General features: G+C 70.2%; 19 protein-coding genes, 1 pseudogene and 1 riboswitch. Of the genes and pseudogenes, 7 read left to right on the plus strand and 13 right to left on the minus strand.

Features of this window, described 5'->3' with window-relative positions:
• Positions 1 to 23: 23 nt before the first annotated feature.
• The 4 genes from DI624_RS12230 to DI624_RS12245 all read right to left on the minus strand — a co-directional run bounded on the left by DI624_RS12230 (position 24) and on the right by DI624_RS12245 (position 4,047).
• Positions 24 to 380: a DUF423 domain-containing protein gene (locus DI624_RS12230; RefSeq protein ID WP_291538892.1), complete on the minus strand. Its 357-nt coding sequence runs from the start codon at positions 378 to 380 to the stop codon at positions 24 to 26.
• Between the two features lie 43 nt (positions 381 to 423).
• On the minus strand, positions 424 to 1,044 hold the full coding sequence (locus DI624_RS12235; RefSeq protein ID WP_291538893.1) for a hypothetical protein: 621 nt from the start codon (positions 1,042 to 1,044) through the stop codon (positions 424 to 426).
• A 72-nt stretch (positions 1,045 to 1,116) separates the two neighbouring features.
• Positions 1,117 to 3,741, minus strand: coding sequence for a tipN (locus DI624_RS12240; RefSeq protein ID WP_291538894.1), 2,625 nt, complete (start codon positions 3,739 to 3,741; stop codon positions 1,117 to 1,119).
• Between the two features lie 123 nt (positions 3,742 to 3,864).
• Positions 3,865 to 4,047, minus strand: coding sequence for a hypothetical protein (locus DI624_RS12245; RefSeq protein WP_291538895.1), 183 nt, complete (start codon positions 4,045 to 4,047; stop codon positions 3,865 to 3,867).
• 172 nt (positions 4,048 to 4,219) lie between these two features.
• On the opposite strand from DI624_RS12245, the gene DI624_RS12250 reads away from it, so the two are divergent.
• A complete protein-coding gene (locus DI624_RS12250; protein WP_291538896.1) occupies positions 4,220 to 5,695 on the plus strand; it encodes a phospholipase D-like domain-containing protein in 1,476 nt (491 codons plus the stop codon).
• Here DI624_RS12250 and DI624_RS12255 read toward each other — a convergent pair.
• From DI624_RS12255 to folD, 5 genes are all read right to left on the minus strand, one after another.
• Entirely contained in the window at positions 5,680 to 6,417 is a 738-nt protein-coding gene (locus tag DI624_RS12255) for an endonuclease/exonuclease/phosphatase family protein (RefSeq protein ID WP_291538897.1), read from the minus strand. The two genes, DI624_RS12250 and DI624_RS12255, sit on opposite strands and share 16 nt — an antisense overlap.
• A 73-nt stretch (positions 6,418 to 6,490) precedes the next feature.
• A complete protein-coding gene (locus DI624_RS12260; protein ID WP_291538898.1) occupies positions 6,491 to 7,168 on the minus strand; it encodes a TPM domain-containing protein in 678 nt (225 codons plus the stop codon).
• Complete coding sequence (locus DI624_RS12265; RefSeq protein WP_291538899.1) at positions 7,168 to 7,992, minus strand: YgcG family protein; 825 nt, start codon at positions 7,990 to 7,992, stop codon at positions 7,168 to 7,170. Before DI624_RS12265 ends, DI624_RS12260 begins: the two co-directional genes overlap by 1 nt.
• Positions 7,989 to 8,672, minus strand: a complete 684-nt coding sequence (locus DI624_RS12270) for a LemA family protein (RefSeq protein WP_291538902.1) — start codon at positions 8,670 to 8,672, stop codon at positions 7,989 to 7,991. Before DI624_RS12270 ends, DI624_RS12265 begins: the two co-directional genes overlap by 4 nt.
• Positions 8,673 to 8,733: 61 nt before the next feature.
• Positions 8,734 to 9,654: a bifunctional methylenetetrahydrofolate dehydrogenase/methenyltetrahydrofolate cyclohydrolase FolD gene (gene folD, locus DI624_RS12275; protein WP_291538904.1), complete on the minus strand. Its 921-nt coding sequence runs from the start codon at positions 9,652 to 9,654 to the stop codon at positions 8,734 to 8,736.
• A 92-nt stretch (positions 9,655 to 9,746) separates the two neighbouring features.
• Between folD and DI624_RS12280 the strand changes: the two genes are divergently transcribed.
• The 3 genes from DI624_RS12280 to DI624_RS12290 all read left to right on the plus strand — a co-directional run bounded on the left by DI624_RS12280 (position 9,747) and on the right by DI624_RS12290 (position 13,452).
• Positions 9,747 to 11,630: a PPC domain-containing protein gene (locus DI624_RS12280; protein WP_291538906.1), complete on the plus strand. Its 1,884-nt coding sequence runs from the start codon at positions 9,747 to 9,749 to the stop codon at positions 11,628 to 11,630.
• Between the two features lie 4 nt (positions 11,631 to 11,634).
• Positions 11,635 to 12,666 (plus strand): type 2 isopentenyl-diphosphate Delta-isomerase, encoded by a 1,032-nt coding sequence (gene fni / locus DI624_RS12285; RefSeq protein ID WP_291538908.1) that lies wholly within the window; start codon positions 11,635 to 11,637, stop codon positions 12,664 to 12,666.
• 44 nt (positions 12,667 to 12,710) lie between these two features.
• Positions 12,711 to 12,879, plus strand: a riboswitch (yybP-ykoY riboswitch).
• Positions 12,880 to 12,882: 3 nt separating this feature from the next.
• Positions 12,883 to 13,452 (plus strand): manganese efflux pump MntP family protein, encoded by a 570-nt coding sequence (locus tag DI624_RS12290; protein WP_291538910.1) that lies wholly within the window; start codon positions 12,883 to 12,885, stop codon positions 13,450 to 13,452.
• A 4-nt stretch (positions 13,453 to 13,456) separates the two neighbouring features.
• On the opposite strand, the gene hutH is transcribed toward DI624_RS12290, so the two are convergent.
• Genes hutH through hutG form a run of 3 tightly spaced genes read right to left on the minus strand, consistent with a single transcriptional unit; the run spans position 13,457 to position 17,471 of the window.
• The gene (hutH, locus tag DI624_RS12295; RefSeq protein ID WP_291538913.1) at positions 13,457 to 14,986 is read right to left on the minus strand and encodes a histidine ammonia-lyase; all 1,530 of its coding nucleotides are present in this window, start codon (positions 14,984 to 14,986) and stop codon (positions 13,457 to 13,459) included.
• 2 nt (positions 14,987 to 14,988) lie between these two features.
• Positions 14,989 to 16,653, minus strand: coding sequence for a urocanate hydratase (gene hutU, locus DI624_RS12300; RefSeq protein WP_291538916.1), 1,665 nt, complete (start codon positions 16,651 to 16,653; stop codon positions 14,989 to 14,991).
• Positions 16,650 to 17,471 (minus strand): N-formylglutamate deformylase, encoded by an 822-nt coding sequence (gene hutG, locus DI624_RS12305; RefSeq protein WP_291538918.1) that lies wholly within the window; start codon positions 17,469 to 17,471, stop codon positions 16,650 to 16,652. The genes hutU and hutG overlap by 4 nt, the downstream gene beginning before the upstream one ends.
• 74 nt (positions 17,472 to 17,545) lie before the next feature.
• Between hutG and DI624_RS12310 the strand changes: the two genes are divergently transcribed.
• Genes DI624_RS12310 through hutI form a run of 3 tightly spaced genes read left to right on the plus strand, consistent with a single transcriptional unit; the run spans position 17,546 to position 20,867 of the window.
• Positions 17,546 to 18,964, plus strand: coding sequence for a formimidoylglutamate deiminase (locus DI624_RS12310; RefSeq protein ID WP_291538919.1), 1,419 nt, complete (start codon positions 17,546 to 17,548; stop codon positions 18,962 to 18,964).
• Entirely contained in the window at positions 18,961 to 19,674 is a 714-nt protein-coding gene (gene hutC, locus DI624_RS12315) for a histidine utilization repressor (protein WP_291538921.1), read from the plus strand. The genes DI624_RS12310 and hutC overlap by 4 nt, the downstream gene beginning before the upstream one ends.
• On the plus strand, positions 19,671 to 20,867 hold the full coding sequence (hutI, locus tag DI624_RS12320; protein WP_291538924.1) for an imidazolonepropionase: 1,197 nt from the start codon (positions 19,671 to 19,673) through the stop codon (positions 20,865 to 20,867). Before hutC ends, hutI begins: the two co-directional genes overlap by 4 nt.
• A 3-nt stretch (positions 20,868 to 20,870) precedes the next feature.
• Here hutI and DI624_RS12325 read toward each other — a convergent pair.
• A pseudogene (locus DI624_RS12325) lies at positions 20,871 to 21,023 on the minus strand (IS481 family transposase); the annotation flags it as partial.

A 21,023-nucleotide genomic window follows, 5' to 3' on the forward strand; every position in this document is an offset into this window, starting at 1 on the left:
AAGACGGTCTCTCTACAGAGCGATCAGGAACGAAGGGCGGCCAGGGCCAGGCACAGCCAGCCGGCGATCATCAGCACGCCGCCGACGGGGGCGACGGCGCCGAACGCGGGCGCGCCCAGAAAGGCGATCAGCAAAAGGGAGAGGCAGAAGATCAGCCCGCCCGCCGCCGCCAGCCAGCCGGCCAGGGTCGCCAGCCGCCCGCCCGCCCCCCATCGGCAGGCGGCGACGGCCAGGACGGCGTGGATCAACTGATACTGGGCGCCGGTGGTCAGCAGGGTCCTGATCTGAGGCCCGGCGCCATGGGCGGCGAAGGCCCCGACGGACACCGCCATGGCGCCGTTCAAGGCGGCGAAGAGGATCAGTTTGCGACTCATGCTCATTGCGCGAACCTAGACCGTGGCGGACGCAATGTCTTTCGCCGGATCAGTTGGAGCGGGGCAGGGGCGCCAGATGGCTGGCCATGGCGGAGGCGGCGGCCTTGATCCCCTTGCGGACGGCGGCTTCGTTGGCCGGGGCCGGCGCGCGCAGCAGGCCGATGGAGGGCGTCAGCGGCCCGTCCGGCAGATCGGCCAGCACGCGGTAAAGCAGATATGAGCCGGCGTCCGCCTCCGCCTCGGACGAGGCGTCGGCCTGGAGACCGGCGGCGGTCAGGGCGCGCAGAATGTCGGCGACCGGCGCCGTGGCGCGGGCGACGCCGGGGCCGGTGTCGGACAGGCGGTGCTTGTGGTCCAAGGTGCGGTTCTCGGCCCGCATCTGGACGCGAAACCCTTGGCCCTTGTGCGTGCGGCCGACCAGCAAGACCGCGCGGCACTCGCCGCTGCCCAGGCGCGCGGCCAGGGTCGTGGCCAGGGCGTCGGGGTCGTTTCCGGCGATGGGCACGGCGCGGGCGCCGGCCGGGCTCCAGATTTCACCCGATAGATCCTCGACCAGGTCCCAGCCCGCGTCCTCGCCCTCATAGGCGCAGATGATGATGCCGGGGCGGCGGTCGCCGTTCGGGGCGTCGTTCCCCTTCGGGCCGTCGATCTCGTTCATCGTGCCGGCCATCGCCATGTCCATGACAGTTCGGTGACGTGCAGGAGGCGGCAACTCGAGCGCATCGTCAAGTCCCGTCGTCCCTTAACCCAGATCGCCGACGGCGGCGTCCAGCAGCATGAAGGCGCGCCCGGCGTCGGACGCCAGGCTGGACTGCACCGCCGCCGTGTCGCCCGCCCGCGCAGATGCCGCCAGGTTCCCGGCGAAATGGCGGACATAGCGTTCGGCGTCGCCGCGCAGTTCGGCGTCGCTGAGCACGCGGCGGGAGACGCTGCGGACGGCGGCGGGCGCCACGCGGCGCACGATCTGGCGGGCGCCGTCAGGATCGCCCTTGCCGATGGCGCGCGCCGCCTCCTCCACCCGCGAGCGGGGCAGCAGGGCGTTGGGATCGACGCCCATGCGGCGGATGGCGGCCGCGACACGCTCGGACAGGGCTTCGGCCTCGGCCGGCGCCAGGGCGGGCGAGGGGGCGACGGGCGAGGGGGCGGGGGTGTCCAGGTCCAGCGGCGTTTCGTCCGGCGCGTCCCTGGCCGCCAGGTCGCTCCAGTCCAGGCGGTCGTCGGCGGTCGGGCGCGTCGTCTCGGTCGGCTCCAGACGCAGGCGGCTGCGAAGGCCGAACTTGCGGTCCTCGGCTGGAGGCGCCGCGGCCATGCGCGCGGACCGCGCTTCGGCGCGGGCTTCGGGCCGGGGCTCCGGACGGTCGGCGTCGAGCGACGGATCGCGGCGGCGGGCGGGCGAGGCGTCGCCGGACACCACCCCCATCAGCCGCACCGCTTCGGTCAGCATGTCGTAGTTGCGTCGCACACGTTCCTGAAAGCCCAGGTCCAGCGCCTCGGTGTCCTCGGCGGCCTTGCGCGAGGCGGCGGAAAGCGAGGCCAGGCCGTCCTCGACCGTGGCGCGCACGGCCTCGGCGCGCGCGCGGGCTTCCTGCGGCAGGCGGGCGGCGCGCGCGTCGATGTCGTGGACGGCGGCGTCGATTTCGGAGAGCGCTTCATTGAGCCGGCCGACCAGCGTCTCCAGCCGGTCGACCATCCGTTCGCCGGCCTCCTCCACCAGGCCTGAAGTTTCGCTGACGATGCGGCGGGCGTCCTCGATGCGGGCGTCGGCGGCGTTGTCGGCCTTCTGCGCGGCCTCGAACAGGGTTTCGCCCAGGCGGTCTGCGCGCAGACGGGCCTGTTCGGCGGCGTCGGCGGCGGCGGCGCGCGAATCCTCGGCCGTGGCGCGCATCTGCTCCAGGGCGCGGCGGGTCTCTTCCATCAGGGCGTCGCGCGCCTCGGCGGCCAGGGCCTCGAAGCGGTCCAGGGCGACCTTGGTTGCGGAATCGAACCCGTCGGCCTCGCGCTGGGACATGTCCACCAGAGCGCGGAACTGATCGGCGGCGGCCTCGACCAGATCGCGCATGCTGTCGACCGAGGTCTGGGCCGCGCGGTCCAGATCGCCGGCGGCCGTGCGGGTGGCCGACAGATGTTCGATCAGCTGGGCCCGCTGGCTTTCGACCTGGGCGGAGAAGTCCTCCTGGTCGGTGCGCAGCGCATAGGCGGCGGTGACGAGGGCGGCGCGCTGCTGGCCCAGGCCTTCCTCGACAGACTGTATCTGTTCGGCGACGCCCGTGCCGGCGTTCTCCAGCCGGATGGTCTGGCGGGCCAGGTCGTCGGCGGCGACGCGGGCGGCGTCCTGGGCCTCTCCAGCGGCGGCGGCAAGGTCGGCGGCGCGGGCGGCCAGGGCCGCCTCGGCCTCGCGCAACTGGGCCTGGGCCAGGTCGGAGGCGTCGGCGACCATGCGGGACTGGCGCTCGACCGCATCTACGACGCCCGAAGCCTGGGCGTCCAGGTGAAGGCCCAGGGTCTGCATCTGGTCGCGCTCGCGCCCCAGGTTCTCGGCCAGGCGGCGGGCTGTGCGGCCCGCATTGTCGGCGGCCTCGTTCAGCCGGGCGGTCTCTTCGGCCAAGGCCTCGCGCAACAGGGCCATGTCGCGGCGCGCCCGTTCGGCGGCCAGGGCGGCGTGGTCGATGTCGGACCGCAGGGACTGCAGCACCTCGCCGGTCTGCTGGGCCGCCAGGGCGGTGGGGGCGACCAGCGCCTCGGCCAGCTGGCGGGCGCGGCGGGTTTCGGCGGCCAGGCCGGCGCCCTGACGCACCGCATGGGCCAGCATGATGGCCAGTCCGGCCGGCGCCAGGGCGATCAGGCCGTAGATGGCGATCCGCAGCGGGTCCAGTTCGGCGCCGCCGGCCCCGAACTCATAGGCGGCCCAGGAGGCGACCCCGCCGATCCACAGGGCGGAGGCGACGCCGGCGATCAGATAGGCGTGGCGCCCCGAGGCCTCGCCCGATCGGGCGACGGCGACCGGCTTGACGGCGGGCGGCGAGGACAGTTCGAACGGGGCGGGCGGTTTGCCGGCCGCCACGGCCATTTCGACGTCGGCCGTCGATTCCGGCACGGGCTCGGCCGTCAGTTCCGGCGGGGCGGCGGGGCGTTCGGCCTCGGCGGCGCGCTCTTCGGCGAGGCGCTGCTCCTCCAGCAGGCGCCGACGGCGGCGCTCGGACATCGGGCGCTCGAAGACGGGCTGGACGATCTCCAGATCGGCGTCGGTCAAAGGCTCCGGCTCGGGCGGGGCGTCCATCGCCGGCGTCTCCGCGACGGACGACGCATCGACGGGGGCGACGACCTCGTCGTCGGTCAGCTTCAGCGGCGGCCGTTTGGGAGACTTCATCAGCTCAAAAACTCGATCTCTAGGCTGGCGTCCGACGGCGCCCAACAGACCCTAGAACAGGAAAGAGCCGGACGGAACCTGCCGCCGCGCCGAAGCCGTCGATCCGAAAGCGGCGGCGCAGAATCAGCAGCCGCGTCTGGTCTCGACCAGGACGGCGGAGGAGGGAGCGCTGTCGCGGCATTCGGCGACGCGGCGAACCTCGCGGTCGGAATGATTCGGCGTGTGGGTATCGACGCCGAACTGCGCCAGGACGGCGGCGGCCAGCAGCGCGATGAAGCCGGCGATCAGTTCGACCAGCGCCTGCATTCCACCCTCCCTCGCGGCCGGAACGGCCTTGAACCTTATGCGCCAAATCGGCGAACGTCACAATCCCGCCCAAAGGCCTCGCGCCTTCAACGATTGACCCGGCGCCATGCGCGTGAAACGGAGGATCAGGGCGCTCCGACACCGTGTCACGCGAATCAGGCAGAGGGGTTGCATGGGGCAAGGCGACAGTTACGACGGCAGTTTGCTGGAGCCGGGTCCGGGGCTGTGGACCTCGGCCGTCGCCCATCGGTTTTCCGTGCTGATGGAGAACGAAGCCTATTTCGACGCCTTGGCCTCGGCCATTCAGAAGGCCGAACGCTCCATCGTGGTGCTGGGCTGGCAGTTCGATCCGCGCACCCATCTGGATCCCGAGACGCGGCCGGGCGACAAGAGCGCCGAGATCGGCCGGCAACTGCGGATGCTGGTCAAGAAGAAGCCCGATCTGGACGTGAGGCTGCTGATCTGGAAATCGCCGCTGCTGATCGCGGCGTCGCAGGGCTTCTATCCCCATCGGGCGCAGCGCTGGTTTCGCAAGCGGATGGTGGAGTTCCGGCTGGACTCGCCCGGTCCCCTCGGCGCCTGCCATCACCAGAAGGTGATCGTGATCGACGACAAGCTGGCCTTTTGCGGAGGGGGCGACATCTCGACCGATCGCTGGGACTCCGACGAGCATCTGGACGGCGATCCGCGCCGCGCCCTGCCCAGCGGCGTCATCTGCAAGGCCCGCCATGAGGTGATGGCCGTGATGGACGGTCCGGCGGCGCAGGCGCTGGGCGAACTGGCGCGCGAGCGCTGGTTCAAGGCGACCTGGGAGCGGACCATCCCCGACGCGGTGGACGGCGATCCCTGGCCGGACGGCGTTCCCGTACAGATGACCGACGTGCCTGTCGGCATCGCCCGGACCGAGCCGAAATGGGCCGGCCGGCACGAGGTGCGCGAAAACGAAGCCCTGCACCTGGAGTCCATCCGCCGCGCGAAGCGGCTGATCTACTTCGAAAACCAGTATTTCACCTCGCCGGTGATCGCCGCGGCCCTGGCCGAGCGGCTGGCCGAGCCGGACGGGCCGCAGGTAATCGTCGTGTCCACCGCCAAGAGCCCCAGCTGGTTCGACAGCCTGACGATGGACACCGCCCGCGCCGAGGTGCTGTATCGGCTGGAGCAGGCCGACAGATTCAACCGCTTCTTCGCCTTCGCGCCCCTGACCGAGGAGGGCGACCGGATCATCGTTCACGCCAAGATGTCGATCATCGACGACCGGCTGCTGAGGATCGGCTCGACCAATCTGAACAACCGCTCGATGGGCCTGGACACCGAATGCGACATCGCAGCCGAGCCGACGGACGAGGCGGGACGCGCCGTCATCGCCGCCCACCGCCGCCGCACCATCGCCCACTGGCTGGGCGTCGCGACCGAGGACTACGCGGCGGTCGAGGCGGTGTTCGGCTCTGTCGGCCAGGCGATCTGCAGCTTCGACACCGACCGGCTGAAGCCTCTGGGGTCCGATCCGCCGACGCGCATCCAGCGGATGTTCGCGGAATGGCAGCTGGGCGATCCCACCTCTTCGACCGACGCCTGGCGGCCCTGGAAGCGCCTGAACCGCTCGCACCGCACGCGGCCGGCGTCGGAGGGCGGTCAGGCGCCGGGCTGAACCACCTCGAAATCGACGATCAGCGGCAGGTGGTCCGACGCCACCCGCGCCAAGGGCGAAAAGGCCGAGCGCACGGCGCGCACCCGGATGTGGGGGCTGACAAAACAGTGGTCGATGCGAATGGCGGGGAAGGCCGAGGGGAAGGTCTTGACGCTGGGCTTCAGGCCCAATTGCCGCTGACAGTCCTGAAGGTTGCGACACAGGGTCTGGTAGGGGCGGGTGATGGAAGTGGCGTTGAAGTCGCCCGCCAGCAGCGCCGGGCCGACGCAGCCGCCCAGCCAACCCGGCCCGGACAGGGCGGCGGCCTGAAGGCGCTGTTCCTTCGGCACCAGGCCCAGGTGGGTGTTGAAGACGTTCAAGGCTACGCCGTCGACCTGGATTTCGGACCAGATGGCGCCGCGCGGCTCCAGCCCCGGGACGCCGTTGACGGTGGGCAGGCTGTCGGCGCGGATCAGCCGCTCGGGGTGGGCGGTCAGGATGGCGTCGCCATACAGTTCGGCCTCGACCTGCATCGCCGGGTGAAAACGCGAGGTCATGGCCAAGCCTTCGGCGATGGCGCGCGCCTGATCGACGCCGTTGGTGCGCAGGCGGCCGACATCCAACTCCTGCAGACAGACGATGTCGGGTTCGTATTCGCCGATGACGGCGACGATGCGATCCACGTCGAGGCGGCGGTCTGTGCCGACGCAGCGGTGGACATTGTAGGTGAGTAGGCGGGGCATGAAGGGGGCTGTCGTCTGGCTTCGACCGTGGGCTAGGCCTTCTGGCCCCTGAATGCGACCCCGATGCGACGATTCACAGCAAGATCAGATGATCCGGCAGTTCGTTGGGATTGTCCGGGCGCGGCGGGAAGTGCCGGGCGAGGATCTGGCCGCACAGGGCCACGGCGGCGGAAAACCCTTCCACCGGGCGGTCGGCGCGCAGTTCGCGGGTCAGGGCGTCGACGGCCTGGGCCCAGGCCTTTTCGTCGACCTTGGCGTGGATGGCCTCGTCGGCGATCAGTTCGACCTGATGTTCGTCCAGGGCCGCGAAGATCAGGACGCCTGTGCGTTCGCGCGTCACATGGACGCCATGGGCCAGGAACTGCTGCAGGGCCGCTTCTCGCACCCGTCCGCGCCGAACGCCGGCCGGGGTGGCCAGGCGACGGACGGCGGGAATGCGGGTCAGCAGGAAGACGCCGACGAAGACCGCCGCCTGGATCAGGGCGTAGAGGGCCAGGGCCTGGGCCGTGGTCGCGCCCGCCGCCGCCTGATGGGCCGCTTCCCAGCCGCCGCCGGGCCAGCGCCAGTCGAGCACGAAGGGTGTGAAGACGATGGGCGCCAGAAGAGCCGCGCCCGCCGCCCAGGCCAGGCTGACGTCCAGATAGGCCGAGACGCGCCCCGATACGACGCAGAAGATTTCGCCCGAGGTCTGTCGTTCGGCCGTCGAAATGGCCTCGGCGATGCGGGCGCGGTCGCTGTCTGTGATCTGCATCACCATCCTCCCGATGCGCCGCCGCCGCCGAAGCCGCCGCCGCCGCCGCTGAATCCGCCGCCGCCGAATCCGCCGCCCCCGCCCCAACCGCCGCCGCCTCGCCCGGAGTTTCTCAGCGCCTCGGACGCCGCCCACAGCAGGACCGAGCCGACGCCGCTGCGGCGTCCGCGGCCGGCGCGCGCGGCCAGCAGGAAGATGATCAGGAAGATGACGCCGACGATGATCAGCGGGGCGATGGAGCCGCCCGTGCGGTCCGCCTGCTGTTCCGCGACCGCCTGGGCGCGGGCCTGGGCCTCGGCCGGGTCGAGGGACAGCTGAGCGATCAGGGCGTCAACGCCCTTGACCACCCCGGTGCTGTAGTCCCCTTCGCGGAAGGAGGGCAGGATGTCATTGCGGATCACCTGGGACGAAAAGGCGTCGGTCAGAATCGGCTCCAACCCATAGCCGACCTCGACACGCACCTTTTGCTCGTTGGGCGCGACGATCAGCAGGGCCCCGTTGTCGTTTTCCTTTTGCCCGATGCCCCAGGCGCGCCCCAGCTGATAGCCGTAATCCTCGATCTCCTGGTCCTGAAGGCTGCTGACGGTGACGACGACCAGCTGGTCGCTGGTCGCGGCCTCCAGCGCCGTCAGTTTCTCCGTCAGGGCCTGTTCCGTCGCTGGATCGAGCAGGCCGGCCTGATCGACCACGCGGCCGGTCAGGGGCGGAAAGGCGATCTTCGACTGCGCCAGCGCCGGGACGGCGAACAGCAGGACGACCACAAGACCGATCAGCCAGGCGGCGACGCCCGTCGGACGTCGCGCCGGCGCGGAGAGGCGTGTCACTGGGCCGGCGGGGTCGAACCGGGCGCGACGGCGGGCGCGCCGCCGCCCGGCGCCGAGGCGTTGGACGGCGGGGCGTTCAGGTTGAAGTTCACCTGGGGCGCCGACTGGGCTTCCGCCGTGGCGGTGAACAGTTGCATCGGCTTGGACCCGCCATGCAGGGTCTTGGCCCAGATCACCTGCGGGAAGGTGCGCAGGGTGGTGTTATAGTCGCGAACGGCCTCGTTATAGTCGCGGCGCGCGATTTGGATGCGGTTTTCCGTGCCCTCCAGCTGCGACTGCAGGGTCAGGAAATTCTGGTTGGCCTGAAGCTGAGGATAGGCCTCGACCGTGACCAACAGGCGCGACAGTGCGCCGGACAGCTGGCCCTGGGCCTCCTGGTACTGCTGGAAGGCCTGGGGATTGTCCAGGTCGTCGGCCGAGACGTTGACCGACGTGGCGCGGGCGCGCGCGTTGATGACGTCCGTCAGGGTGGTGCGTTCCTGGATGGCCGCGCCCTGGACGGTGGCGACCAGGTTGGGCACCAGATCGGCCCGGCGTTGATATTGGCTCTGGACATCGGCCCAGGCGGCCTCGGCGCGCTCCTGCTTGGTCGGAATGGTGTTGTAGCCGCAACCGGCCGCCGCCGGCGTGATCAGCAGGGCGGCCGTGACGGCGAGCGCGCGAGCGTTGAGGCGAACCATGACATCTCCCTGTCGGCGACGATCGCCGTTGGGTCGAATATCGACCCGACGCAGGAATGCATCAAGCGTCCAATGGCTCCGGTTGGATATTGTTGATGCGGCAGGCCGCCGAATAGGTGTTGGCCAGCAGACAGGCGATGGTCATCGGACCCACGCCGCCCGGAACAGGGGTGATGCGGCCCGCCACATCCGCAGCCGCCTTGGCCACGTCGCCGACGACGCGGGTCTTGCCCTCGGCCGCCTTGACCGGATCGGCCGAGGGGACGCGGTTGATGCCCACGTCGATCACGGTGGCGCCGGGCTTGATCCAGTCCGCCTGGATCATCTCGGGACGACCGACCGCCGCCACTAGGATGTCGGCGCCGCGGCAGACGGCGGGCAGGTCGCGGGTCCGCGAATGGGCGATGGTGACGGTGCAGCTTTCGCCCAGCAGCAGTTGCGCCATCGGCTTGCCCACGATGTTGGACCGCCCCACCACCACGGCGTTCAAGCCGGTCAGGTCGCCCAACTGATCCTTCAGCAGCATCAGACAGCCCAAGGGGGTGCAGGGAACCAGCCCCGGCAGGCCCACGGCCAGCCGCCCGGCGTTGACCACGTGAAAGCCGTCCACGTCCTTGTCCGGGTCGATGGCGTCCAGAACCACGGTCGCGTCGATGTGGGCGGGCAGGGGCAGTTGCACCAGGATGCCGTGGATGCCCGCATCCGCATTCAGTTGGGCGATCAGGGCCAGCAGCTCGGCCTGGCTGGTGGTTTCGGCCAGTCGGTGGGTGTCGGACCGCATGCCCGCGCGCAGGGTCGTCTCGCCCTTGTTGCGGACATAGATCTGGCTGGCGGGGTCTTCGCCGACGATCACCACGGCCAGGCCGGGCTTGACCCCATGCGAGGCCTCCAGCCGCTGTACCGCATCGGCGACGCGCTGGACCAGGGTCGCCGAGAAGGCCTTGCCGTCGATCAGGGTCGCGGGCGGGGTTTGGACCGACATGGCGGCTCCGTCTGGCGGGAAATCAGGATGGCGGCGATTTACAGCCGCTGCGGTTCGGCGTCTATGATCCCGGCCAAAAGCTGGAGGAATTCATGAACGGTCCGTCTCTCGCCGCCGCGGTCAGCATGGTCGCCCTGATGGGAGCGGTCGGCCCGGCCCTGGCCCAGGACGCGGCGGCGCTTCGCATCGGCGTCAGCGTCAACGGCGCCCTGACGGACGAGGACGCCAAGGCGGCGGATGACGAGTATCGCTATGACGATTACCGCCTCCAGGCCCGGGCGGGCCAGCGGCTGGAGGCGGTTCTGCGATCCGAAGCCTTCGACGCCTATCTGGCGATCTACGCAGAAGGAGCGATGGGCGAGGCTCTGGCGGAGGACGACGACAGTCAGGGCGACGGCACGAACGCGCGGCTGCGGTTCACGCCGGAACGCGACGGCGTCTATATCCTGAGGGCGCGCACCCTGAGCGGGCTGGACGGCGGCGACTACCAGCTTTCGCTGCAGGAGCGTCCGCGCCCGACCCGCGCGCCGCGACCCGGGGCTCTTCGTTTGGGCCAGACCCAGACGGGCGAACTGACGTCGCGCGATCCCGAACAGGACGAAGGGGGGCCTTACGACGCCTTCGCCTTCCGCGCCGGTGCGGGTGAGCGGTTCGTGGTCACGCTGAATTCCGACGCCTTCGATCCGCTGGTGCGCGTCGGGCGAATGAATGGGACGGATTTCGTCGAGCTGGGCGATAATGACGACGAGCCGGGCGGCGGGCTGAATGCGCGCCTGACCTTCACGGCCCCCTCGGCAGGCGAATACATCGTTCGCGCGACCAGCGTGGATGATCGCACGGGCCGTTACGAGGTGGGTCTGAGCGAAGCGCCGCCGGCGCCGCCGTCCAAGCCCATCGCCGTCGGCGACGAGGTGAAGGGCGAATTGGGCGACGACAGCGCGACCAATGACGAGGGCCAGCGGGCCGACACCTATCGTTTCGCCGGAACGACCGGGCAGCGCGTGGCGATCGAGATGAAGTCCGGCGATTTCGACACCTATCTGACGCTGCGCCGCGCGTCGGATGGAACGGTGCTGGCGCAGGATGACGACGGGGCGGGGTCGGGCACGGATTCGCGCATCGCCCGCACCCTGGACGCCGACGGCGACTATGTGATCGAGGCGCGCGGCTTCAGCGACGACGCCGAGGGCGATTACACGTTGAAACTGAGCGAGACGGCCGCGCCGCCTGCACCCACGGCGGCGACCTTCGGCCAGACGATCGAGGGCGAGATCACCGACGACGGTCCCCAGGCCGACGACGGCAAACGCTATCACGCCTACGCCTTCACGGGCGCCAAGGGGCAGAGGGTGCAGGCCGTCCTGCGTTCCGGCGATTTCGACGCCTATCTGGAGATCGGCAGGGCGGAAGGCGACTTCGAGGCCCTGGCCAGCGACGACGACGGCCTGGCCGAGGGCACCGATTCGCGCCTGACCTTCACCCTGCCGGACGATGGCGAATACGTCGTTCGCGCCATGCCGTTGAGCGCCGAGGAAAAGGGGCTGTACTCGTTCGAACTGTCGGATCGCGGCCCGGAGCCCAAGCCGGGCAGCCTGTTGGTCGGCGCGACCGTGCGCGGCGAGCTGAAGTCAACCTCGGCCCTGACCGACGAGGGAGCCTATTTCGACGCCTATCGGTTCCAGGCCAAGAAGGACGAGAAGCTGCGGCTGACGATGGTGTCGAACGCTTTCGATTCCTTCATCGACCTGGGCCGTCTGGACGATGACGGCGATTTCGCCAGCCTGGCCACCGACGACGACAGCCTGTCGGACGCGCACGCCAAGCTGGACTGGACCGCCCCGGACGACGGCTGGTATGTGGTGCGCGCCCGCGCCTATGGGCCGAACCAGACGGGCGCCTACGCCCTGGCCGTCGAACGCCAGCCGGCGACGGGCGCCCGCAGCGCCGAAGGGCGCGGCCAACCGTCCTCCGAATAGGGCGATGAGCGCGCCTGTCCCGCCCAATCGCAAGGACCAGCATCTGGACGTCGTCCTGGCAGGACGCGGTCGCCATGCGCGCGACGCCGGATTCGACAGGGTGCATTTCGTCCACGAGGCCCTGCCGGACCTGGATCACGACAAGATCGACCTGGGCGCCGACTTCCTGGGGCGGCGATTGAAGGCTCCCCTGCTGATCAGCGCCATGACCGGCGGTCCGGCGCGGGCCGAGGCGATCAACGCCCGCCTGGCCGAGGCGGCCCAGCACCTGGGGATCGCCCTGGCCGTCGGCTCCCAGCGGGCGGCGGTGGAGGGCGGGGCGTCGGTCGGGCTGGACCGGACTCTGCGCCGCCGCGCGCCCGATACGGTCATCCTGTCCAACATCGGCGCGGCCCAGTTGACGCGCGGCTTCGGCCTGGACGAGGCGCGACGTGCGATGGACATGATCGACGCCGACGCCCTGGTGGTTCACCTGAACCCGTTGCAGGAGGCCTGCCAGCCCGAAGGCGATCGCGACTGGTGGGGCGTGGGGGCCGCGCTGGAGGCGTTGATCCTGAAGCTAGGCGCGCCCGTGGTGGTCAAGGAAACGGGCGCCGGCCTTTCGGGGCGCACGGCGCGGCGGCTGATCGACATGGGTGCGGCGGCGGTGGACGTGGCCGGGGCCGGCGGCGCCAATTGGGCCCTGATCGAGGGCGCGCGCGCAGTCGATTCCGCCGATGCGGCCCATGCCGCCGCCTTCGCCGACTGGGGCATGCCGACCGCCCAGGCCCTGGTCGACGTGCGCCGCGCCTGCCCGGAGGCGGCGGTCATCGGCTCCGGCGGCGTCCGCGATGGCTTGGATGTCGCCAAGGCGATTCGGCTTGGCGCCGACATCGTGGGGCAGGCGACAGGCGTTCTGCCCGCCGCCGTCGCCTCGACCGAGGCGGTCGTCAAACATTTTCAGCAGACGATGCGCCAGCTGCGAACCGTCTGTTTCTGCACCAACTCGGCCAATCTTGCGGCGCTTCGTCGGGCGGCCCTGCGGCCGCTGGACTGAGATCGGGCGGTTGCCAAGTCCGCCGAGGCGTGTGTAAAGCGCCGCCTCCTGTTGGGGAGTAGCTTCCGGCGTCGCATCGTCGGGATCGCGTCAACACACTCGCGCTGCGGCGCGTGGCGCGATCAGCGGAACCACCGCCTAGCGAGACCAGCGCGTTTCACCGCCGCACCGGCAGGCGTTGGAACCGCTGTCGCTTGCCCGGTGGAGCAGTTTCGCATGACCCCAGGAGCCATCGCCGTCTTGTCCCTCAGCATGTCCACGGACGCCTTCGCGGCCGCCGTGGGGCGTGGGGCGTCGCATCGACCGGCGCTCAAGGACGCGGTCAAGGCCGGGCTGGTGTTCGGCGTGATCGAGGCCATCACGCCCCTGATCGGTTGGGGGCTGGGCGTCATCGCCGCCGGCCTGGTCGAGCGGATCGACCACTGGATCGCTTTCACCCTGTTGCTGGCGGTGGGCGGAAGGATGATCTGGGAAGGCGCCAAGCCGCGCGAGTCGGACGACGAGACGGCGCCCCGCCGCTCAGGCCCCTGGGCCCTGGTCGCGACCGCCATCGGCACCAGCATCGACGCGGCGGCGGTGGGCGTGGGTCTGGCCTTCATCGGGGCCAATATCTGGGTCGTCGCCGCCTCGATCGGCTTCACCACCTTCGTACTGACCACGGTCGGAATGCTGATCGGGCGGGCGGTGGGCCTGAAGTTCGGCAAGGCGGCCGAGATCGTGGGCGGCGTCGCCCTGATCGTTCTGGGCACGACGATCCTGCTGGAGCACCTGGGCGTTCTGGGCTGATCGCTCAGGCCGACGGCAGCAGGTCGGCGGCGAAGGCTCTGTATCGGCCGGCCCGCACCCCGTCCGTGGCGCGGGCGATGTCGGGGGCGAAGTAATGGTCGCTGGCGTAGGGGGCGGCGGCTTCGCGCACGATGTCGAAGACCTGCTCCAAGGCGGGCGAACTGGTCAGGGGACGATGGAACTCGATCCCTTGCGCCGCCGCCAGCAGTTCGATGCCGACCACGGTCGCCGCATTCTCGGCCATGTCCAGCAGACGACGCGCGCCGTGGGTGGCCATCGAGACATGGTCTTCCTGATTGGCGCTGGTCGGCACCGTGTCCACGCTGCACGGATGGGCGACCATGCGGTTCTCGGCGATTAGTGCGGCGGCCGTCACCTGGGCGATCATGAAGCCGGAGTTCAGACCGCTTTCCTTGACCAGGAAGGCCGGCAGTTCGCTCATCTTCGGATCGACCAGGATGGCGGTGCGCCGCTCGGAGACGTTGCCGATCTCGCACAGGGCCATGGCGATCTGATCGGCTGCGAAAGCAACAGGTTCGGCGTGAAAGTTGCCGCCCGAGATCACTTCGCCGTCCTCGATGAAGACCAGAGGATTGTCGGTGACGGCGTTGGCTTCGCGCTCCAGCGTCGCGGCGGCGGTTCTCAGCACGTCCAGCACCGCCCCCATGACCTGGGGCTGGCAGCGCAGGGAATAGGGGTCCTGCACCTTGGCGCAATCGTCGCGGTGGCTGTCGCGAATGGCCGAACCGCGGATCAGGTCGCGCAAGGCGGCCGCGACGGCGATCTGACCCGGCTGGCCGCGCAGAGCGTGGATGCGCGGATCGAACGGGGCGTCCGAGCCCTTCAGCGCATCGACCGACAGGGCGCCGGCGGCGATGGCGGCGGCGAAGACGGCTTCCGCCGCGAACAGGCCCGCCAGAGCCAGCGCCGTCGAACACTGGGTGCCGTTCAGCAGGGCCAGGCCTTCCTTGGGGCCCAGCGTCAGCGGCGTCAGGCCCGCGCGGGCCAGGGCCGCCTCGGCCTCCAGCGTCTCGCCGCCCACGCGCGCCTCGCCCACGCCGATCAGGACGCTGCTCATATGGGCTAGGGGCGCCAGGTCGCCCGAGGCGCCCACCGACCCCTTGGAGGGAATGCAGGGCAGGACATCCGCATCGACCAAGGCGACCAGCGCCTCCAGCGTCTCGCGCCGAATGCCCGAGGCGCCGCGCGACAGACTGGCGATCTTCAGCACCATCAGCAGGCGGGTCACGGCGTCCGGCAACAGGGGGCCGACGCCGCAGGCATGGCTGAGCACCAGATTCTTCTGAAGCGTTTCAAGGTCCTGCGGGGCGATGCTGGTGTAGGCCAACAGGCCGAAGCCGGTGTTCACCCCATAGACGGTGCGGCCTTCCGCCACGATGGCGGCGACCGTGGCCGCGCCCTTTTCGACATCGGCCCAGGCGTCGGCCGTGATCGAAACCGTCACCGGACCGTCCAGCACGGCGCGCAACTGGGCCAGCGTCAGCGGCGCGTCGCCGAGGATCAGAGCGGTCATCTTCAGGCCTTCAGGCTGGGCAGGTTCAGGGCGTGTTCGCGGGCGGCGGCGCGGGCGATCTCATAACCGGCGTCGGCATGGCGCATGACCCCGGTCGCGGGGTCGTTCCACAGAACGCGCTCCAGCCGCCGGGCCGCCTCGGGCGTGCCGTCCGCGACGATGACGACCCCCGAATGCTGGGAATAGCCCATGCCGACCCCGCCGCCGTGATGCAGCGACACCCACGATGCGCCCGAGGCCGTGTTCAGCAGGGCGTTCAGCAGGGGCCAGTCGCTGACGGCGTCCGAGCCGTCCATCATCGCCTCCGTCTCGCGGTTCGGACTGGCCACCGAGCCGCTGTCCAGATGGTCGCGGCCGATGACGATGGGGCCGGACAGTTCGCCCGAGGCCACCATGTCGTTGAACATCAGCCCCGCGCGATGACGGTCGCCCAGGCCGATCCAGCAGATGCGGGCGGGCAGGCCCTGGAAGGCGATCCGCTCGCCCGCCATGTCCAGCCAGCGATGCAGGCCGGCGTTGTCGGGGAACAGACGCTTGATCGCCGCATCGGTCTTGCGGATGTCTTCGGGATCGCCGGTCAGGGACGCCCAGCGGAACGGCCCGATCCCGCGACAGAACAGCGGACGGATATAGGCGGGCACGAAGCCGGGGAAGTCGAAGGCGTTCGCCACCCCTTCGTCGTAGGCGACCTGGCGGATGTTGTTGCCATAATCGACCACCGGCGCGCCCGCCGCCTGGAAATCCAGCATGGCCTGGACGTGGGCGACGATGGATTTGCGCGCAGCCGCCGCGACGGCGGCCGGGTCGCTGATCCGCCGGTCCTCCCATTCGGCCACGGTCCAGCCGGACGGCAGATAGCCGTTGACCAGATCGTGGGCGCTGGTCTGGTCCGTCACCAGGTCGGGGCGCGCGCCGCGCTTGACCAGTTCAGGCAGGACATCGGCTGCATTGCCCAACAGGCCGACGGATATGGGCTTTCCGGCCGTGTTCGCGTCTTCGATCAGGGCCAGGGCCTCGTCCAGCGTTTCGGCCATCATGTCGAGGTAGCGGGTCTTCAGCCGCATCTCGATGCGGCTGCGTTGGCATTCGACGGCCAGGCACGAGGCGCCGGCCATGGTCGCGGCCAGGGTCTGGGCGCCGCCCATTCCGCCCAGGCCGGCGGTCAGGATCCACTTGCCGGACCAGTCGCCGCCATGATGCTGGCGGCCGGCCTCCATGAAGGTCTCGTAGGTGCCCTGAACGATGCCCTGGGTGCCGATGTAGATCCACGAGCCGGCCGTCATCTGGCCGTACATCATCAGCCCCTTGCGATCGAGTTCGCCGAAATGCTCCCAGGTCGCCCACTTCGGCACCAGGTTGGAGTTGGCGATCAGGACGCGCGGCGCATCGGCGTGGGTGCGGAAGACGCCGACCGGCTTGCCCGACTGGACCAGCAGGGTCTCGTCGGCTTCGAGCGCGCGCAGGGTCTCGACGATCCGGTCGAAGGCGGCCCAGTCGCGCGCCGCCTTGCCGACGCCGCCATAGACGACCAGGTCCTGAGGCCGCTCGGCGACCTCGGGGTCCAGATTGTTCATCAGCATTCGCAGGGCGGCCTCGGCGGCCCAGGTCTTGGCGGTCATCTCCGGTCCGCGCGGGCTGCGGACGCTGCGGGCGTTTGGCGTGTTCATGGGGCGGTCTCGGCGAAGGCGATGCAGGCGGCCAGGACGCGGCGCAGATGGCCCCGCATGTCCGCCGCGCGTTCGGGTTCGTATGGGCTGGGCCAGTTGTCGGGCGACACCGGCCCGGCGGGGTCCAGGATATAGCCCCGGTCCGCCAGCTCCATCTGGATGGCGTGCACGCCATCGGTCGGCCGTCCGTAATGGCGCGTGGTCCAGCCGCCCTTGAAGCGACCGTTGACCACCAGGCTGGAGCCGCTGACGGCGCAGGCGGCCTCGACGCCTTGCGTCAGTTCGGGGGCGCAGGTCGCGCCGTCGTTGTCGCCGATGTTGAACTGCGGCAGTTCGCCGTCGAACAGGCGCGGCACAACCGAGCGGATCGAATGGGCGTCGTAAAGGACGACCGGGCCCTGGCGCCGAAGTCGGTCGATCTGCGCCCGCAGGGCGGCATGATAGGGATCGAACCAGGTTTCTCGCCGCCAGGCGATCTCGGCCGCGTCCGGTTCCTGGCCGGCAAGATACAGGGGTTCGCCGTCGAAGGTCTCGGTCGGGCATAGGCCCGTCGTCGTCAGGCCGGGATAGAGGGAGACCCCGGACGGGTCGCGGTTCACGTCGATGACGCTGCGCGAGACGGAGGTGCGCACCAGGGTCGCGCCCAGGTCGACGGCGAAGTCGTAGAGCCGATCTACCCACCAGTCGGCGTCCTTGCGCGCCAGCCAGGGCGAGGCCATGCGCGCCTCGATTTCGGGCGGGATGTCGGTTCCGGCGTGCGGCAGGCCGATCACCAGAGGCGCCGAACCCTCGTGGACGGTCAGCCAGTCTGCGGTCATCTCGGCCTCCCTCGCCAAATCCGTCTGTCGTGGTATGTCTAGACATATTGATCGCAACGACGCGGACCTGTCCAGTGACCCTTCAGACGCAGCCTGTGGATCGCAGCCTCTGGTTCCAGACCGCCCTGCTGCCGGACGGCTGGGCGCGCGACGTCAGGATCGGTGTGGCGAAAGGCCGGATCGCGACGCTCGAAACCGGCGTGGCGCGCGCCGCGACGGATGGCGGGGGCGGCGTCGCCCTGCCGGGCATGACCAACCTGCACAGCCATGCGTTTCAGCGGGCGATGGCGGGGCTGACCGAGGCGCGGGGGCCAGGAGGCCAGACAGGGGGGGACCGGAGCGGGGGCGACGACGACTTCTGGACTTGGCGCGCCCTGATGTACCGCTTCCTGGATCGGGGCGGGCCGCACGAGATCGAGGCCATCACCGCCCTGGCCTTCATGGAGATGCTGGAGGGCGGCTTCACCCGCGTCTGCGAGTTCCACTATCTGCACAACGACCCGTCGGGCGCGGCCTATGGCGATGTCGCCGAGATCGCGGGGCGGATCGTCGCGGCCGCCCAGGCGACGGGGATCGGCTTGACCCTGCTGCCGGTCTTCTACGCCCACGCCGGTTTCGGCGGTCAGCCGCCCAGTCACGGCCAGCGGCGCTTCGTCACCGATCTGGATGGGTTCGCCAAACTGGTCGGGCGATGCCGCGACCTGACCGCCGGGCTGGCCGATGCGGTCGTCGGCGTCGCGCCCCACAGCCTGCGCGCCGTCGCGCCCGACGAACTGACGGCGATGCCGGACCTGGCGGGCGACGGCCCGATCCACATCCATGTGGCCGAGCAGATCAGGGAGGTCGAGGACTGCCTGGCCTGGTCGGGCGCGCGGCCGGTGGAATGGCTGTTGGAGCATGCGCCGGTCGACGCCCGTTGGTGCCTGATCCATTCGACCCATGTGACGCCGGCGGAATGGGGCGGGATCGTCGACCGCCAGGCCGTCGTCGGCCTGTGTCCGATCACCGAGGCCAATCTGGGCGACGGGGTCTTTCCGGCGGCGGACTTCGCTCGCGCCGGGGGCCGGTTCGGGATCGGCACGGATTCCAACGTCCAGATCGGCGTGGCGGAGGAGCTGAGGATGCTGGAATACAGTCAGCGGCTTACGCTCCGTGGCCGGGCGGTGATGGCTGACGCCCAGCGTTCGACCGGCCGCGCCCTGTACGCGCGCGCCCTGGCCGGGGGCGCTCAGGCGGGCGGGGCGCAGGCGGGTCTGGCGCCGGGCGCGCCGGCCGACATCGTTGCGCTGGATGTCGAGGGGATCGCCTTCGCCGGGCGCGGGGGCGACGCGGTGCTGGACAGCTGGATCTTCGGCGCGCCGCGAGGAGCCGTGCGGTCGGTCTGGCGCGCCGGCCGCGAGGTGGTGACGGCGGGGCGCCACGTCGCCCGGGAGGCCATCGAGGCCCGCTATCGTCAGGCCCTGGCCCGGATTCTGGACGGGCCGGCGGCATGACCCTGCATCAGCGAATCTACGCCGATCTGGAGCGGCGCATCCTGTCCGGCGATCTTTCGCCAGGTGACCGCATCCCGTTCGAACATCAGTTGACCGACGCCTATGGCTGTTCGCGCATGACGGTGTCCAAGGCCATCTCCGAACTGGCGGGGCGGGGACTGGTCACGCGCCGGCGCCGCGCCGGCACCTTCGTCGCCCAGCCAAAGGCCCATGCCGCCGTCCTGGCCATCCCCGACCTGCAGGCCGAAGTCGCCGCGCGGGGGCAGACCTATGGCTACGCCCTGCTGAACCAGACCGAACGCGAACCCAGGGATGCGGACGAGGCCGAACTGGCGGCTGGCGGGCGGCTGTTGGACCTGACCTGTCTGCACAGGGCGGACGGCGCGCCCCTGGCCCTGGAACGCCGCCTGATTGCGCTGAAGGCCGCGCCCCAGGCGGCCAGCGTGGATTTTCAACGGCTTGCGCCCGGAAGCTGGTTGCTGACCGCAGAAACCTGGACCGAGGCGGAAAACCGGATTTCCGCCATCGAGGCAGACGTCGCCGCCGCCCGCCTGCTGGGGCTGAAGGCCGGCGCGGCCTGTTTGTGCGTCGAACGCCGGACCTGGAAGGACGGGCAGGGGGTGACGCGGGTGTGGCAGACCTTTCCCGGCGACCGCTACGATCTGGTCGCCCGCTTCTCGCCCGGCCACACGAAGGACATCCGCATATGAAGGCCGACCGCCTGCTGATCGACTGTCATGTCGCGACCATGGTCGAGGGCGCTGGGGCCTATGGCGCCATCCCTGACGCTGCGGTGGTCATCGCGGACGGCCGAATCGCCTGGATCGGCCCGCGCGCCGATCTGCCGACCGTGCAGGCGGTCGAGACGGAGCGGCTGGATGGGCGCTGGATCACGCCGGGCCTGGTGGACTGTCACACCCATCTGGTGTTCGGCGGGGACCGTTCGGGCGAGTTCGAACAGCGTCTGGGCGGCGCGACCTATGAACAGATCGCCCGGGCGGGCGGCGGCATCGTCTCCTCCGTCAAGGCCACGCGGGCGGCGTCCGAGGACGATCTGTTCGCGTCGGCCATGAGCCGGCTGGAAGGGTTGAAGGCGACCGGCGTCACCACCGTCGAGATCAAGTCCGGCTATGGGCTGGACCGCGAGACCGAGTTGAAGATGCTGCGCGTCGCCCGCCGCATCGGACGCGAGGGCGGGGTGCGGGTCCGCACCAGCTATCTGGGCCTGCACGCCATACCGCCGGAGCATCGCGAGGACCGCGCCGCCTATGTCGATCTGGCCGTCGACGACATGCTGCCGGCCGCTCATGCCGAGGGGCTGGTGGACGCGGTCGACGCCTATTGCGAGCCCATCGCCTTTTCGATCCAGGAAGTGTCTCGCCTGTTCGACAAGGCGCGCGGGCTTGGCCTGCCAGTCAAGCTGCATGCCGACCAGCTGTCGAACGGCGGCGGGGCGGCCCTGGCGGCGCGCCATCGCGCCCTGTCGGCCGATCACATCGAACACGCGACCGAAGACGGCGTGGCCGCCATGGCCGCCGCAGGCGTGGTCGCCGTCCTGCTGCCCGGCGCCTTTCTGATGCTGCGGGAGACCCAGGCCCCGCCCATCGACCTGCTGCGCCGCCATGGGGTCAGGATGGCCGTCGCCACCGACTGCAACCCCGGCACCTCGCCCGTCGCCTCGATGACCGCGGCCCTGAACCTGGCCTGCGTCCAGTTACGCCTGACGCCCGAGGAAGCCCTGGCCGGCGCGACCCGCGAGGCGGCCAGGGCGCTGGCACTGCTCGACCGGATCGGAACCCTGGAAGTCGGAAAGGCCGCCGAACTGGCGGTCTGGAACATCGCCCGGCCGGCCGAACTGGCCTATTGGCTGGGCAAGCCCCTGCTGCACCGGACCTATCGGTAGGCGTTAGGTGTTCAGTCCCAGCATCTGTTTAATAGGGTTGAGGATGAATCGGTCTGGCTCTGAAGTCCAGATTTTTGCGATGTATTCGTAAGGGGTGAGGCCGCTGAGTGTCTTGAGGCGACGGGCGAAGGTGTATGCTGGCATGAAGTCGGCGAG

Origin of the sequence: Brevundimonas sp. (genome assembly GCF_003248455.1) — a bacterium.
Lineage (GTDB): Bacteria > Pseudomonadota > Alphaproteobacteria > Caulobacterales > Caulobacteraceae > Brevundimonas.

Coding starts and splice junctions, on each gene's coding strand:
- DI624_RS12260 (WP_291538898.1), bottom strand. CDS start 7,168: ATGCAGATCACAGACAGCGACCGCGCCCGCATCGCCGAGGCCATTTCG.
- hutC (WP_291538921.1), top strand. CDS start 18,961: ATGACCCTGCATCAGCGAATCTACGCCGATCTGGAGCGGCGCATCCTG.
- DI624_RS12240 (WP_291538894.1), bottom strand. CDS start 3,741: ATGAAGTCTCCCAAACGGCCGCCGCTGAAGCTGACCGACGACGAGGTC.
- folD (WP_291538904.1), bottom strand. CDS start 9,654: ATGTCGGTCCAAACCCCGCCCGCGACCCTGATCGACGGCAAGGCCTTC.
- hutI (WP_291538924.1), top strand. CDS start 19,671: ATGAAGGCCGACCGCCTGCTGATCGACTGTCATGTCGCGACCATGGTC.
- DI624_RS12250 (WP_291538896.1), top strand. CDS start 4,220: ATGGGGCAAGGCGACAGTTACGACGGCAGTTTGCTGGAGCCGGGTCCG.
- DI624_RS12245 (WP_291538895.1), bottom strand. CDS start 4,047: ATGCAGGCGCTGGTCGAACTGATCGCCGGCTTCATCGCGCTGCTGGCC.
- DI624_RS12230 (WP_291538892.1), bottom strand. CDS start 380: ATGAGCATGAGTCGCAAACTGATCCTCTTCGCCGCCTTGAACGGCGCC.
- DI624_RS12255 (WP_291538897.1), bottom strand. CDS start 6,417: ATGCCCCGCCTACTCACCTACAATGTCCACCGCTGCGTCGGCACAGAC.
- hutG (WP_291538918.1), bottom strand. CDS start 17,471: ATGACCGCAGACTGGCTGACCGTCCACGAGGGTTCGGCGCCTCTGGTG.
- hutU (WP_291538916.1), bottom strand. CDS start 16,653: ATGAACACGCCAAACGCCCGCAGCGTCCGCAGCCCGCGCGGACCGGAG.
- DI624_RS12290 (WP_291538910.1), top strand. CDS start 12,883: ATGACCCCAGGAGCCATCGCCGTCTTGTCCCTCAGCATGTCCACGGAC.
- DI624_RS12270 (WP_291538902.1), bottom strand. CDS start 8,672: ATGGTTCGCCTCAACGCTCGCGCGCTCGCCGTCACGGCCGCCCTGCTG.
- fni (WP_291538908.1), top strand. CDS start 11,635: ATGAGCGCGCCTGTCCCGCCCAATCGCAAGGACCAGCATCTGGACGTC.
- hutH (WP_291538913.1), bottom strand. CDS start 14,986: ATGACCGCTCTGATCCTCGGCGACGCGCCGCTGACGCTGGCCCAGTTG.
- DI624_RS12235 (WP_291538893.1), bottom strand. CDS start 1,044: ATGGCCGGCACGATGAACGAGATCGACGGCCCGAAGGGGAACGACGCC.
- DI624_RS12280 (WP_291538906.1), top strand. CDS start 9,747: ATGAACGGTCCGTCTCTCGCCGCCGCGGTCAGCATGGTCGCCCTGATG.